This window comes from Mycobacterium sp. UM_WGJ (assembly GCF_000455125.1).
Lineage (GTDB): Bacteria > Actinomycetota > Actinomycetes > Mycobacteriales > Mycobacteriaceae > Mycobacterium.
The window spans coordinates 1-14,553 of record NZ_AUWR01000018.1; the positions used below are offsets into that span (position 1 = coordinate 1).

At 68.0% G+C, this 14,553-nt stretch carries 13 protein-coding genes; 4 read left to right on the forward strand and 9 right to left on the reverse strand.

Features of this window, described 5'->3' with window-relative positions:
• Positions 1–299: 299 nt before the first annotated feature.
• The 7 genes from lpqB to N416_RS0107195 all read right to left on the reverse strand — a co-directional run bounded on the left by lpqB (position 300) and on the right by N416_RS0107195 (position 8,720).
• On the reverse strand, positions 300–2,036 hold the full coding sequence (gene lpqB / locus N416_RS0107165; RefSeq protein WP_196805114.1) for an MtrAB system accessory lipoprotein LpqB: 1,737 nt from the start codon (positions 2,034–2,036) through the stop codon (positions 300–302).
• A 26-nt stretch (positions 2,037–2,062) separates the two neighbouring features.
• Complete coding sequence (mtrB, locus tag N416_RS0107170) at positions 2,063–3,712, reverse strand: MtrAB system histidine kinase MtrB (protein ID WP_024441438.1); 1,650 nt, start codon at positions 3,710–3,712, stop codon at positions 2,063–2,065.
• A gap of 78 nt (positions 3,713–3,790) precedes the next feature.
• On the reverse strand, positions 3,791–4,477 hold the full coding sequence (gene mtrA / locus N416_RS0107175; RefSeq protein ID WP_019737852.1) for a two-component system response regulator MtrA: 687 nt from the start codon (positions 4,475–4,477) through the stop codon (positions 3,791–3,793).
• Positions 4,478–4,529: 52 nt separating this feature from the next.
• A complete protein-coding gene (locus tag N416_RS0107180; RefSeq protein WP_024441439.1) occupies positions 4,530–5,159 on the reverse strand; it encodes a dTMP kinase in 630 nt (209 codons plus the stop codon).
• A 93-nt stretch (positions 5,160–5,252) separates the two neighbouring features.
• The gene (gene ahcY / locus N416_RS0107185) at positions 5,253–6,710 is read right to left on the reverse strand and encodes an adenosylhomocysteinase (protein ID WP_036457496.1); all 1,458 of its coding nucleotides are present in this window, start codon (positions 6,708–6,710) and stop codon (positions 5,253–5,255) included.
• A gap of 76 nt (positions 6,711–6,786) precedes the next feature.
• A complete protein-coding gene (locus N416_RS0107190) occupies positions 6,787–7,431 on the reverse strand; it encodes a TetR/AcrR family transcriptional regulator (protein WP_046301870.1) in 645 nt (214 codons plus the stop codon).
• Positions 7,432–7,505: 74 nt separating this feature from the next.
• Entirely contained in the window at positions 7,506–8,720 is a 1,215-nt protein-coding gene (locus N416_RS0107195; RefSeq protein WP_024441442.1) for an alkane 1-monooxygenase, read from the reverse strand.
• Positions 8,721–8,886: 166 nt separating this feature from the next.
• On the opposite strand from N416_RS0107195, the gene N416_RS0107200 reads away from it, so the two are divergent.
• From N416_RS0107200 to N416_RS0107215, 4 genes are read left to right on the forward strand one after another with little or no spacing between them, the layout of a single operon-like run.
• Complete coding sequence (locus N416_RS0107200; RefSeq protein WP_081654497.1) at positions 8,887–10,455, forward strand: adenylate/guanylate cyclase domain-containing protein; 1,569 nt, start codon at positions 8,887–8,889, stop codon at positions 10,453–10,455.
• Positions 10,445–11,365 (forward strand): alpha/beta fold hydrolase, encoded by a 921-nt coding sequence (locus tag N416_RS0107205; protein ID WP_024441444.1) that lies wholly within the window; start codon positions 10,445–10,447, stop codon positions 11,363–11,365. Before N416_RS0107200 ends, N416_RS0107205 begins: the two co-directional genes overlap by 11 nt.
• Positions 11,362–11,757, forward strand: a complete 396-nt coding sequence (locus N416_RS0107210; protein ID WP_024441445.1) for a PaaI family thioesterase — start codon at positions 11,362–11,364, stop codon at positions 11,755–11,757. Before N416_RS0107205 ends, N416_RS0107210 begins: the two co-directional genes overlap by 4 nt.
• An 8-nt stretch (positions 11,758–11,765) precedes the next feature.
• Complete coding sequence (locus N416_RS0107215; protein WP_024441446.1) at positions 11,766–12,530, forward strand: alpha/beta fold hydrolase; 765 nt, start codon at positions 11,766–11,768, stop codon at positions 12,528–12,530.
• Between the two features lies 1 nt (position 12,531).
• Here the strand turns inward: N416_RS0107215 and N416_RS0107220 are convergent, their stop codons facing one another.
• Positions 12,532–13,605, reverse strand: a complete 1,074-nt coding sequence (locus N416_RS0107220) for a type I-U CRISPR-associated protein Cas7 (protein WP_024441447.1) — start codon at positions 13,603–13,605, stop codon at positions 12,532–12,534.
• Between the two features lie 5 nt (positions 13,606–13,610).
• Positions 13,611–14,552, reverse strand: coding sequence for a cation diffusion facilitator family transporter (locus N416_RS0107225; protein WP_024441448.1), 942 nt, complete (start codon positions 14,550–14,552; stop codon positions 13,611–13,613).
• Between the last annotated feature and the right edge of the window lies 1 nt (position 14,553).

A 14,553-nucleotide genomic window follows, 5' to 3' on the forward strand; every position in this document is an offset into this window, starting at 1 on the left:
CCCCACGGGGCACTGCCCCGAGACGCCACCGTGTCACGAGCGTCCAATTTCTACAAGACATTGTTTTTGAATAGCCTTTATATGAATTCCTGCGCCACGACCGCCGGCAAGAATTCGCAATGTTCCGGTCCCTGTTGTAGACATTGGCATCGCATGTGAGGCAACCTGCCTTGGGCCACACCACGGGACAGCCCACTCAATTCAGGTAATTCCAGCGCGCCACCACCCGGATGGTTCCCGGATGTCTTCACATCTTTTTCACATACAAAGGATTGGTCGGGATCGCAGCGGGGCAACGCTCAGCCCGGCAGTACCGGCAACGCTCCGCTCACCATGAACGGCCCCAGCGGCGACCAGCTCTGCTCGTCCTCGGCCGCCGCGGACGACAGCGCGAGCACACCCCGCGGATCGGCCACATAGACCGTGGACGGGTCGGCGACGATCGTCGACACCGGCAGCTGCAGATTGCCGTTGGGTGCATCGGAGTTGACCCCGTCGATATTGACGTAGGACACCGGATGTTTGGGATCGGACCGGCTCACCACGATGTCGTCGCCAGTGCGCCAGCTCAACGACACCGCCGAGGAGCCCAGCCCGAAGCCCAGCCGGCGCGGGTAGTGCAGCACGAACTGGCCGCCGGCCATCTGCTCGATACCGGCCAGGATCACCTGTCCACCGATCACCATGGCAGCCCGGGTGCCGTCACGGGACAGTTGCAGCTCGCTGATCGGTCCGGGGAACCGCGCGGAGACCGCCCCGGAATCCACCGGGATCCGGGCCGGGCGGCCTGTTGCGACTTCTTGGATGGCCCGCAGCACATTGTTGCCGTCGACCACCACCCACACGGCCTCGTCCAGCGACCAGCTGGGCCGCGACAGGGTGTGCCCCTCAGCCGCCTGCACCGCCTCGCCGCCGAGGTCACCGATCCACAGGGTGGCCTCCGGGTCACCGGGGTGCACCACCACCGAGGCCACCTGACGGCCATTGCGCGACAGCGCGCACGATTCCTGATCGGGCTCCCGGCCGAACGCCCCGGGCACCCGGTTGGCCTGCTGGCCGTCCAGTACCAGCAGCGATCCACCCACCAGCGCGTGTATGCCCGCACCGGCGCCATCGGAGGCGCCCGGGTCGGTGGTGGCCACATCCGAGGTGGTCCACCCGTCGGGGAACCTGTCGTCGAGCGCCGCGCCGTCGGCGTCGATCACGTAGGGGCCTTTGATATCAGCGCGGGCCAGCGTCCAGATGAGTTGCGCGGCAAGCAGTTTCCTGGTGTTGGGGTCGGTGGCCGCCAAACTGTCCAGGTCGATCTTCGCGCCGCCGTAGCCGCGGCCGACCCCGCTCTTGCCGCCGTCGGCGCGGGTCACCGGCCCGCGCAGTCGCACGGGAGGCGACAGCAGATTGCGCACCCCGGCCATCTCGGGGCGGGGGCCGGCAATCAGCTTGGACACCAGTTCGGTCGCCAACTGGTCGGGATCGGACACCGCCACGTAGCGGGGATCGGGCACCACTGTCTTGCCGGTCGGGTCGACGAAGTAGAGCGTGTTGCGCTTGTAGGTCGCCTGGAACTGCTGCCAGTCCAGGAACACCCCGTTGGGCAGCCGATCGATGCGCCAACCGTCGGAGGTCTTGAGCAGTTCGATCGGCTCCGGGGCCGGCAGGGCGCCCTCGGCGGTCTCGAACACCCCGATGTCCGAGAGCGACCCCAGCATGTCGGCGCGCATTGTGACCGCGACCCGGCCGGCGCTGCGCGTCTCGACGAAAACCACGTTGTCGATCAGCAACGCGCTACCGGCGTCGTCCCAGGAGTCAGAGGCCTCCTGGGTGAGGAACTGCCGCGCCGCGCGGTGCCGGTTAGCCGGATCGGCGGTCGCCTTGAGGAATTCCCGCAGCAGCACATCGGGATCCATCCCCGGGGTGGGCTTGGGCAGCACCGACGGCGGCGGCGACTCCACCGTGCCGATCGCCTGCGGCGCCGACGTGCTGGGCACCCCGGCGCACCCGGCCAGCGCGCCCACCAACGCTGCCACGACCAGCATCCGCGTCGCGATCCTGTTGCGCGGCATCATCCGATCCTCTCGGCGTGCTCGCGGGCCCGCTGACGACGTTCCCGACGCTCGGCGGCGCTCACCGGCTTCATCGGCAGCGGGCTGGTGGTGACCTTGTGTCCGCGCACCAACGGCAGGGTGAGCCGGAAGCAGGCCCCCTTGCCCGGCTCGCCCCAGGCCTCCAGCCGGCCCTGGTGCAGCCGGGCGTCCTCCACACTGATCGCCAGGCCCAGCCCGGTTCCGCCGGAGCGCCGCACCCGGGATGGGTCGGCACGCCAGAACCGGCTGAACACCAGCTTCTCCTCGCCCGGGCGCAACCCCACGCCGTGGTCACGCACCGTGACCGCCACCGTGTCTTCATCGGCGGCCATCCGAATCACCACCGGCTTGTGCTCGGCGTGGTCGATGGCGTTGGCGATCAGGTTGCGCAGGATGCGTTCCACCCGGCGCGGATCGACCTCGGCGATCACCTGATGGCCGGGCATGTCCACCTTGAGCTGGACACCGGCGTCGGCCGCCAGGTGCCCCACGTTCTCCAGGGCACTGTTGACGGTGGAGCGCAGGTCCACCGACTCCACGGACAACTCGGCCACACCGGCGTCGTGACGGGAGATCTCCAGCAGATCGTTGAGCAGAGACTCGAACCGGTCCAGCTCACTGACCAGCAGTTCGGTCGAGCGCCGCAGCGAGGGCTCGAGGTCTTCGCTGTGGTCGTGGATCAGGTCGGCGGCCATCCGCACGGTGGTCAGCGGGGTACGCAGTTCGTGGCTGACGTCGGAGGTGAACCGGCGCTGCAGGTTGCCGAACTCCTCGAGCTGGGTGATCTCGCGCGACAGGGTCTCGGCCATGTCATTGAAGGACACCGCCAGGCGGGCCATGTCGTCTTCACCGCGCACCGGCATCCGTTCGGACAGGTGGCCTTCGGCGAACCGTTCGGCGATCCGCGAAGCCGACCGCACCGGCAGCACCACCTGCCGCGACACCAGCAAGGCGATACCCGCCAGCAGCACCAGCAGCACCAGGCCACCGGTGGCGATCGTCCCGCGCACCATGCTGATCGTGTTGCGTTCGGTGCCCAGCGGATAGATGAGGTAGAGCTCCAGGTTGGTGATGCGCGACGTCGTCGGCGTCCCGATCACCAGCGCCGGCCCGGAAAAGCCTTCGACGTGCACGGTCGCGTACTGGTAGCTGACCTGACCGGCCTTGACGAATTCCCGCAGCGCTGCCGGAACCTGATCCACCGGCCCGGCGGCGGTCGCCGCGCGCGGCCCTTCGCCGGGGACCACCAGGACCGCGTCGAACGCGCCTGCCGTGCCGCTGCCGGCAGCCGGGTCGGTCTTGGACATCAGCGTGTTGCGAGCCAGCTGCAGACTCGATGTCAGCGAGCGGGCCTCCTCACCGCCGACGATGCCACCGGCAGTGACCCGCGCCCGCACGATCTGCTCGGTGGCCGCCCGAACCTTGACGTCCAGCACCCGGTCGGTGATCTGGCTGGTCAACACGAAACCGAGACCCAGGATGACCACAGCCGACATGCCCAGCGTCAGCACCACAACCCGCAGTTGCAGCGAACGACGCCAGGCGACCTGCACCGCGCGGCGCAGTGTGTTCACACCGAGCAGCAGTGGCCCCGACCGCCGGGGGCGCCGTCTGGAGCTGAAGATCATTGGCGCTTCTCCTCAGCCTCGCTGGCGCTCGGCATCGTCGAAGACGCGAAGATCACGTGCGCCGCTCCCCGGTGGGGATCACGGGGGTCCGGCCTTGTAACCCACTCCTCGGACGGTCAGCACCACAGTCGGGTTCTCCGGGTCTTGCTCCACCTTGGCCCGCAGGCGCTGGACGTGCACGTTCACCAGCCGGGTGTCCGCCGGGTGGCGATATCCCCAGACCTGTTCGAGAAGCACCTCACGAGTAAACACCTGCCGCGGTTTGCGTGCCAGCGCCACCAGCAGGTCGAACTCCAGCGGGGTCAGCGAGATCTGCTCACCGGCCCGGCTCACCTTGTGCGCCGGCACGTCGATGTCGATATCGGCGATCGAGAGCATCTCAGCCGGCTCGTCGTCGTTGCGGCGCAGCCGGGCCCGCACCCGGGCCACCAGCTCCTTGGGCTTGAACGGCTTCATGATGTAGTCGTCGGCGCCCGACTCCAGCCCGAGCACCACGTCGACGGTGTCGGTCTTGGCGGTGAGCATCACGATCGGGACACCGGAGTCCTTGCGCAGCACCCGACAGACGTCGATGCCGTTCATGCCGGGCAGCATCAGGTCCAGCAGCACCAGGTCGGGCCGCAGCTCGTGCACCGCGGTGAGCGCCTGGGTGCCGTCACCGACGACCGCGGTGTCGAAACCCTCCCCACGCAACACGATGGTGAGCATCTCGGCCAGCGACGCGTCGTCGTCGACGACAAGAATCCTTTGCCTCATGGCGTACATGGTGTCACCAGATCGAGATAAAACGTGGCTATCACACGCGCGTTTCGCGGAGTTACCCGCGCATCTCGGCCGCCAGAGCGGCCGCATCGACCGTCGGGCCGACTATCTGCCAGCGTCCAGCGAACTCGGCTTGGGCCAACCCGCGATACACCGCGCCGGTGCGGCGCTGCAGACCGTCGTCGCGCTCGTAGCTGTCGCGGGTGCGTGCGGCGTCGTGCTCCTCACGGTGCCGGGCCCGCTGCGCGGCGAGTTCGGTGGGCACGTCGAGCAGTACCTGCCAGTCCGGCGCGGGCAGCGCGAGCCGCTCGAATTCCAGCCGGCGCACCCAGTCCACCATCTCGCCGTCGGCGCCCTGATGCAGCCGGGCGGCGCTGTAGGCCGCGCTGGAGGCGACGTACCGGTCCAAGATCACCACGTCGTTTCCCCGGCACAGCGCGTCGATCTCGCCTTTGGCGCCGGCGCGGTCCAGCGCGAACAACATCGCCATCGCATACACCGAGTCGGCTAGATCGCCGTGCTGCCCGTGCAATGCCTCGGCGGCCACATCGGCGGTCACCGAGACGCCGTAGCGCGGGAACGCCAACGTGGCCACCGACTGGCCGGCGCCCTCGAAGGCGGTGCGCAACCCTTGGGCCAGCGTGTTCTTGCCGGCGCCGTCAACGCCTTCGATCGCGATCAGCACGGCGGGAAGCCTAGTCAGCCCCCTGCCGAGCAGACGCAAAAGCCCCCAATTCCAGGCCGGAATGGGGGCTCTTGCGTCGGTTCGCGGAGAAAATCAGTACCGGTAGTGGTCCGGCTTGTACGGGCCTTCCACATCGACGCCGATGTACTCGGCCTGGTCCTTGGTCAGCTTGGTCAGCGTGCCGCCCAGAGCCTCGACGTGGATGCGGGCCACCTTCTCGTCCAGGTGCTTGGGCAGCCGGTAGACCTCGTTGTCGTACTCATCGCCCTTGGTCCACAGCTCGATCTGAGCGATCACCTGGTTGGAGAAGCTGTTGCTCATCACGAACGACGGGTGGCCGGTGGCGTTGCCCAGGTTGAGCAGCCGGCCCTCGGACAGCACGATGATCGACTTGCCGGTGTCGGGGAAGGTCCAGACGTCGACCTGCGGCTTGACGTTGTCGCGCACCGCGCCGGAGGTCTCCAGGGCGGCCATGTCGATCTCGTTGTCGAAGTGGCCGATGTTGCCCAGGATGGCCTGGTTCTTCATCGCCTTCATGTGCTCCAGGGTGATGATGTCCTTGTTGCCGGTCGTGGTGATCACGATGTCGGCGTCGCCGATGGCCTGCTCGACGGTCTGGACGTCGTAGCCCTCCATCAGCGCCTGCAGCGCGTTGATCGGGTCGATCTCGGTGACGGTCACCCGTGCGCCCTGGCCCTTGAGGGACTCCGCGCTGCCCTTGCCAACGTCGCCGTAGCCGCAGACCAGCGCCTTCTTGCCGCCGATCAGGGCGTCGGTGCCACGGTTGATGCCGTCGATCAGGGAGTGCCGGCAGCCGTACTTGTTGTCGAACTTGGACTTGGTGACCGAGTCGTTGACGTTGATCGCCGGGAACACCAGCTCACCAGCGGCGGCCAGCTGGTAGAGCCGCAGCACACCGGTGGTGGTCTCCTCGGTGACACCCTTGACCGACTCGGCGATCTTGGTCCATTTGGTCTTGTCGGTCTCGAAGCGGTCGCGCAGCGTGGCCAGGAAGACCTTCCACTCGTGCGAGTCGCCGTCCTCGGCAGGCGGAACCACGCCGGCCTTCTCGTACTGGGCGCCGCGCAGCACCATCATGGTGGCGTCGCCGCCGTCGTCGAGGATCATGTTGGCCGGCTCGCCGTCCCAGGTCAGGGCCTGCTCAGCGCACCACCAGTACTCCTCGAGGGTCTCGCCCTTCCAGGCGAAGACCGGGGTACCCTTGGGCTCCTCGACGGTGCCGTGCGGCCCGACGACGACCGCGGCGGCAGCGTGGTCCTGGGTGGAGAAGATGTTGCAGGACGCCCAGCGAACTTCGGCACCGAGGTCGACCAGGGTCTCGATGAGCACCGCGGTCTGGATCGTCATGTGCAGCGAACCGGTGATGCGGGCACCCTTGAGCGGGTTGACCCCGTGGTACTCGTGACGCAATGCCATCAGGCCCGGCATCTCGTGCTCGGCCAGCCGGATCTCCTTGCGGCCGAACTCGGCCAGCGACAGGTCAGCGACCTTGTAGTCGATGCCGTTGCGGCTGTCCGCGGTCAAACTCATCAGTACGCCCCCGTTAGGTTCGGTGAATTGGCTCCGCTACAAGCTACCGGCGCAGGCCGAAGTCTGCTCGGCCGGGTCAATCGGTCTCGGTCACACCGTAGGTCTCGACCGCGGGTGTGAATAGTCGGGCCAGGTCGGCGGCCACATCGTGATCGGCTTCCGGGGGCATCGAGACATAGCTGATGGCCAGCCGCACGACGGCCCGAGCCAGGATTCCGGCGTCGTCCTCGCTGACCTTGACCCAGCTGTGCATGAACGACGTGGTCAGCCGCGCCGAGCAGCGGGTGATGATGGGGCCGCTGTCGATGGTGATGATCTGCAGCAGATCCGGCTTGGCGGCCCCGGTCAGCAATGAGATCACCAGCGGGTCGGCGGCCGACTCGGAGAAGAAGGACCGGAACCCCTCCAACAGCGCGGCGTGGATATCGCCGACGTTGTCGGACATCGCTCGTTCCACGGCGTCGACCAGGCGGTCGGCCAGCCTGATCGCATAGCCCTGCGCCAATCCCTGGCGCGAACCGAACTCGTTGTAGATGGTCTGCCGGCTGACGCCCGCCGCCGCGGCCACCGCGGCCAGCGTGATCGATGACCAGTCCCGGCGGGTCAGCAGTTCGCGCATCGCATCGAGCACCGAGTCACGTAGCAGCGCCCGGGATGCCTCGGCGTAGGGGATGCGCTTCACCAACGCGACGTTAGCGTGTGCCACACCGCCACTCCTCATCTCTGCGTTCTGCTCCGGCGCGGCGGATGCCGCATGCGAAACCGCCCGGTGGGCAGCGAACAGTTCGTAGGCGCTCATGCCGCCGCCGCTTCGGCCGCCCCATACCGGGCCAGGATCTTCGCCCGCCGGCGCGGCGAGATGTTGACCCGGGTGATGTCGCCGCCGTAATGCGCCAGCACCCGGTGGTCCATCAGCCTGCGCCACAGCGGGGGGAAGTAGGTGAGCCCGATCAGCGACGCGTAGCCGCTGGGCAGGTTCGGCGCCCCGGCCATGCTGCGCAGCGTCTGGTAGCGCCGGGTGGGATTGGCGTGGTGGTCGCTGTGCCGCTGCAGGTGGTAGAGGAACAGGTTGGTCACCAGATGGTCGGAGTTCCAACTGTGCTCGGGAGTGCACCGCTCGTAGCGGCCGTTCGCGCGGGTCTGCCGCAGCAGACCGTAGTGCTCGATGTAGTTCACCGACTCCAGCAGCGAGAAGCCGTAGACGGCCTGAATGACGACGAACGGGATAAGCGCCGGGCCGAACACCGCGATCAACACTCCCCAGAGCACCACCGACATCAGCCAGGCATTGAGCACGTCGTTGGACAACCGCCACGGTCCCGTGCCCAACCGGCGTAACCGGGCGGCCTCCAGCTGCCAGGCCGAGCGAAGACCGCCGAAGACGGTGCGCGGCAGGAACTCCCAGAAGGTCTCGCCGAACCGGCCCGACGCCGGGTCCTCGGGGGTGGCAACCCGGACGTGGTGGCCGCGGTTGTGCTCGATGTAGAAGTGCCCGTAACAGACTTGGGCCAAGGTGATCTTGGAAAGCCAGCGTTCGAGCCGGTCCTTCTTGTGCCCGAGCTCATGCGCGGTGTTGATGCCGACCCCGCCCAGGGTGCCAACCGACAGTGCCAGCCCGATCTTGGCGAACCAGCTGAGAGACCCCTCGACTCCCAGCCAGTTCAGATCGGTGGCGGTGAACAGGTAGGCGCCCAGGACAAGGCTGGCGTACTGGCACGGAATGTAGGCGTAGGTGCAGTAGCGGTAGTACCGGTCATTCTCCAACTGCTCCATCACTTCGTCGGGCGGGTTCTGCCCGTCGGCGCCGAACCGCAGGTCCAGCGCCGGCAGCAGAACGTAAACCAGGATGGGCCCGATCCAGAACGGCAACTGCGCGGCCAGATGCCAGCCGACCCGGTTCATCGCCCAGACCAACGGCAGCATCGTGAACATCACCGTGGGGGCGATCAGGCCCATCAACCACAGGTATCGCTTTTTGTCCCGCCACACCGCTGCGGCCTGGGTGCCCATCCACGCTCTCCTTGTGAGTTCGGCCACTGTCCGACTGGACATTACATGGACATAAGTCATCCGTCTAGACATTTGATACCGATTTGTACAAATAGCATGCCGCGCCGTGGCCGCGGAATCCGTATAACTTGGGTGCACAACGCACTCAGGGATGGGCACGACCGCGATGACGACTGCAGGTTCGGGCGCAGGCGCGCGGCCGCGTACCGCCGTCCGGGTCCGCGACTACGCGACCGGGCTGGCCTTCGCCCACCTGTTGACCAGTGCCGAGGCGATCGCGGTGGTGGTGTCACTCAACGGCGAAACGCCCCTGACCGACTCCACCCTGCTGTCGGCGCGAAACCTGGTGCTGGTGGCGGTACTGGTCACGCTGGGCACGCTGTCCGTCGTCGCCGCGGGCAGCGCCAGCATCGCGCCGTCCGTGCGCTGGTACACCACCGGAGCGCCACCCGACCCGGGGCAACGCCGCGCGGCCGTCAACATCCTGCGCCGGCAGTCGGTGATCGTGCTCGGAACCTGGCTGGTCGGCGGGGCGATCGGCATGGCCGCGATCCAATCCCACAACATGGGACTGATCGTGCTGCTCAGCACCATCATCGTGTTCGGGGGCACCGCGTCGCTGAGCACCAGCATGCTGTTCACCCAACGCACCTTCCGGCCGATCGTGGCCGCGGCCTGGCAGGGGTCCGACGTCCGTGCCACCGCCCCCGGCGTCTTGGCCCGGCTGGTGACCATGTGGTTCATCACCTGCGCGATGCCGTCGGCTGCCATCATCGCGCTCATCGTCTGCCGGCAGATGGGCTGGATCATCGACCCGGACTCGTCGGTGGAGATCCCGGTCCTGGTGCTGTGCGTGGTGGCGGTGCTGCTCGGGGTGCGCGCCATGATCCTGGTGTCCCGGTCGATCTCCGACCCGGTCGGCGAAGTCGTCAACGCGATGGCCCGGATCGAGCGCGGCGAGATGACCACATCCGTCGGGGTCTACGAACAGTCCGAGATCGGGCGGCTGCAAACCGGGTTCAATCGCATGGTGGCCGGTCTGGCCGAACGCGACCGGCTCCAGGACCTGTTCGGCCGCCACGTCGGCTCCGATGTCGCCCGACTGGCCGTCGAACAGGACCTCGCGCTCGCCGGCTCGGTTCAAGAGGCGGCGATCCTGTTCATCGATCTGGTGGGCTCCACCGAACTGGCGGCCACCCATCCGCCCGACGAGGTCGCCGGGGTGCTCAACGACTTCTTCCGCATCGTGGTGGACGCGGTCGACGCGCAGCGCGGTTCGATCAACAAATTTCAAGGCGATGCGGCGCTGGCGGTGTTCGGCGCTCCCGTCCCTTCCCAGGACGCTGCTGCGGCGGCGTTGGCCACCGCTCGCAGCCTGATCGCCCGACTTCGCCGGCTGCCATTGGTGGACTTCGGGATCGGGGTCTCGGCTGGCCCGGTGTTCGCCGGCAACATCGGCAGCGAAAACCGCTACGAGTACACGGTGGTCGGCGACGCCGTCAACGAGGCCGCGCGGCTGGCCGACCGCGCCAAGGCCGTCACGGCCCGGGTGTTGTGTTCGGCGACCGCGCTGGAACGCGCCGACCACGACGAGCGGGCGCGCTGGGCGCGCTACGGATCGGCGACCTTGCGCGGCCGCGCACAGCCCACCGAAATGTCGATGCCGATCACCGAGCCTGCGACCGGGGGTGACGCGGCTGCTGGGCACATGCCAGACTCCGAGCATGGCTTATGACATCGCCCGTCCTCAGATCGAGGGGAACATCGCCGTCGGCGAGGACCGTCAGCTCGGCTTCGCCGAATTCGGTGCCCCGCAGGGCCGGGCGATGTTCTGGTTGCATGGCACACCCGGCGCCCGCCGGCAGATTCCGGTCGAAGCCCGGCTGTATGCCGCCGAAGCCAACATCCGCCTGATCGGGGTGGACCGGCCCGGCATCGGTTCCTCGACCCCATTCCAGTACGAGACGGTTTCCCAGTTCGCCGACGACCTGCGCACCGTCGCCGACACGCTCGGGATCGAGAAGATGGCGGTCATCGGGCTGTCCGGCGGCGGTCCCTACACGCTGGCGTGCGCCGCGGCCATGCCCAAGCGGGTGGTCGCGGCCGGCGTGCTGGGCGGTGTCGCCCCAGCGGTGGGCCCCGAAGCCATCGACAGCAACCTGATGCGGCTGGCCCGGCTCGCCGAGCCGGTGCTGGACCACGCCGGGCGACCGATCAGCTTGCTGGCCGCCGGCCTGATTCGGATGGTCCGGCCGGTGGCCTCGCCGGCGCTGGAGCTCTACGCGCGGATCTCCCCGGAGGGCGACCGCGAGATGCTGTCTCGCCCGGAGTTCAAGGCCATGTTCCTCGACGACCTGCTCAACGGCTCCCGCAAGCAGCTCGCCGCGCCGATCGCGGACGCGATCCTGTTCGCCCGGCCCTGGGGCTTCCGGCTCGCCGACATCAAGGTGCCGGTGCACTGGTGGCACGGCGACGCCGACCACATCGTCCCGTTCTCCCACGGCAAACATGCGGTGGCGCTGCTTCCCGACGCCCGGCTCTACCCGATTCCCGGGGAGAGCCATCTGGCCGGACTGGGCCGCGCCGAAGAGATTCTGTGCACGCTGCTCCAGGCCTGGGACGAGGCGCGCGAGCCGACCCTGTGACCGCGCCGCAATCGATCCGGGAGTTGTTCGACCAACTCGGTCTGCGGGAGGTGCCGTCGGCCGACGGCACCCTGACGCTGCAGATGCCGGTCGACGAGCGTGTGGTCAACACCGCCGGCGGGCTGCAGGGCGGATCGATCGCCACCATGGCCGACGTGGCGGCCGGACAGCTCGCGGCGCGCAGCACCCAGTTCGGCAACGGCATCGCCACGACGGACCTGTTCATCCGCTACCTGCGGCCGATCAAGGCCGGACCGGCGCGGGCCGTCGCGTCCATCCTGCGTACCGGCCGGCGTTCGGTGGTGGCCCAAGTCGACATCTACCGAGGCGACGATGATCAGCTGGCCGCCACCGCGACGGTGAATTTCGCCGCCATCGAGCTACCTGGCTGAACGCGCTCATGTCGGTAGTGCTGGTGCACGGCAACCCGGAATCGAATGCGATCTGGGACCCACTGGTCGATGCCCTGGGCCGTCGAGATGTCGTGCGGTTGTCACCACCGGGCTTCGGCGCCCCACTGCCGCAACACTTCTCCGCAACCTACGTCGCCTACCGCGACTGGCTCGAACGTGAGCTCGAAGCCCTCGGCGGTCCCGGCGAGCCGATCGACCTCGTCGGACACGACTGGGGTGGCGTCCACGTCGTCAATCTGGCCATGCACCGCCCCGACCTGGTGCGTAGTTGGACCACCGACATCATCGGTGTGTTCGATCCGGACTATGCCTGGCCCGAGACCGCCCAGATCTGGCGGACCCCGGGAAAGGGTGAGCGGCTGGTCGCGAACATGCTCGGCGGGACAGTGGAAGACCGGACCGCGCTGTGGTCGGCCACGCTGCCGCCAGACATCGCCAGATCCATGGCGCAGGCACAGGGTCCGGAGATGGGCCGGGCAACCCTACTGCTGTATCGCTCGGTGGAAGGCCCCGGCGCGATGGCGCAAACCGGCGGAGGGCTGGAGCGCGCGCGTGCCCGGCCGGGCCTGTCCCTGCTGGCCACCGGCGACCCCTACGTGGGATCCGAGGAGATCCGGCGACGCGCAGCGCAGCAGGCGGGCGCCCGCACCGAAGTGCTCGACGGGCTTGGCCACTGGTGGATGACCGACGATCCGGTGCGTGGCGCGGCCGCGCTCACATCCTTCTGGGAATCGGTCGCCGAATCGCGGTGACTCAGTTCGGCGTGGTCAGCCGGCTTCCGAGGAAGTGCGGCAACCGAAACCGCCGAGGCGCATGCACGACCGGCGTGTCCTGCGACGCTCCGCCGTTCTGGGCGGCGGTGTAGGCCGCGGAGTTACCGGTGACACGCAGCACCTGGCCCCGCCAGCTGATGTCGGCCTCCCGGTAGGCCTCCACCAGAGCCCGCTCCAGCAGTTCGTCGGCCTCGGCGATCGACAGCGCGGCCAACTCCACGAAGTCCCCATCGCGGGCATCGAGTTTGAGCGTGGTGGGGCCGGTTTCCACCAGGTCACAGTTGGCCCGGATGCTCAGTTCGGCGTTCGAACGCGCCAACCCGGCCAGCGCGTAGGCGGCCAGCAGGACACGGCCCGCCTCGTCGCCGGCCGGGCCGCAGTCGAAACGCAGCTGACGCAGCGCGGCGAAGCTGAGCACCTGGGTGCGAATAATCCGACTGCAGCACACTCCGCTGTCGGGCACCGCACGGGAATCCGCCGATACACCTTCGACGAGCACGCCGATGATCTCACCGGACAGCACTCCGCGGAAACGGCTTTGACCGGTGCCCAAAGCGGCGTCGATCGCACCGAAGATCAGACTGCCGGGGCTCAGTTCCAGCAGCGCGCGAGCGTTGTCCGGTGTGCTCTCGCGGGCCACGCGGTAGGCGGGGTGGGCGATCGCGGGCTTGCCGTCGATGGAGCCGGTGAGAAAGTGCCCGTCGAAAATGCGTTGCGGCAGTTCGAGATCGGTGTAGACCACCCGGCCGCCCTCGTAGGAGACCTCCATTCGCGGCACCCGGCTCAGCAGCGGATGCTGGGCGTGGATGCCTTGCAGGATCGCGGCTTCGACGCGCTGGACCTGGCTCTGGTTGTCATCGATGAGCACAGTGGCCGTCGGTTCCCCGTCGATCAGTCGGGTCTCGACCGCCGACGCTGAGCGCCCGGCACGGGGCGCCGGGCTGATCGCGGCGTGTGGTCCCCCAGCCGGCGCCAGCTCGGTGGACACCGTCAGGGTGCTGCCGCCGCCGGCCTGGCAGGCGGCCACCAGCTGTGGAAAGGAAAGTTTGGACAAAGCGATCAACCTTTCTGGTCCACCGAGTGTGGCACAGGCGTGCGGTCCAGATCCGGCTCGAGATAGATGACCAGCGCCGCGGGTACAGCCGCACGGATATTGGCTTCGGCGGCGTCGATGGTGGCCGCGACGCCGGCCAAATCGAGGCTGCGAACCACTGCGATCTTGGCCCCCACCAGCATCTCTTCCGGGCCCAGGTACTGGGTGCGGATGTGGATCAGCCGGGTGACGTTCTCGGTGCCCTCCAGCGCCGCGCGAATGGCCTGATCCTCGGCGGCGGTGGCGCCCTCGCCGATCAGCAGGCTGTGCATCTCCACCATCAGGAATACGGCGACCACCCCCAGCAGCGCACTGATGCCCAGCGTTGCGACACCGTCCCACAACGGATTTCCGGTGACCGTGCTCAGTCCGACGCCGATCAGTGCCAGTGCCAGACCGATCAGCGCCGCGGTGTCCTCGAGCAGGACCACCGGCAGCTCCGGGTTGCGGGAGGTACGCAAGAAGCGCCACCAGCTGGCCTCACCTTTGAGCGGGCGCGACTCGCGCAGCGCGGTGCGAAAACTGTAGGTCTCCAAGCCGATAGCCACCAGCAGGATTGCGATCGCCACCACCGGCGAGCTCAGCTCGACCGGGTGACGCACCTTCTCGTAGCCCTCGTAGAGCGCGAACATCGAGCCCAGGCTGAACAGCACCAGCGCCACCACGAACGACCAGAAGTAGCGGCTGCGTCCGTGCCCGAAGGGATGCAGCGCGTCGGGTGCCTTGGCGGCCGCGCGCTGCCCGAACAGCAGCAGCGCCTGGTTGGAGGTGTCGACCACCGAGTGCACTGCCTCGGCGAGCATGGCGGCGCTACCGGTGATCAGGTAACCGGCGAACTTCGCCACCGCGATGCCGCCGTTGGCCGTCAAGGCCGCGATGATGGCCTTGGTGCTGCCCGAGGACGACACT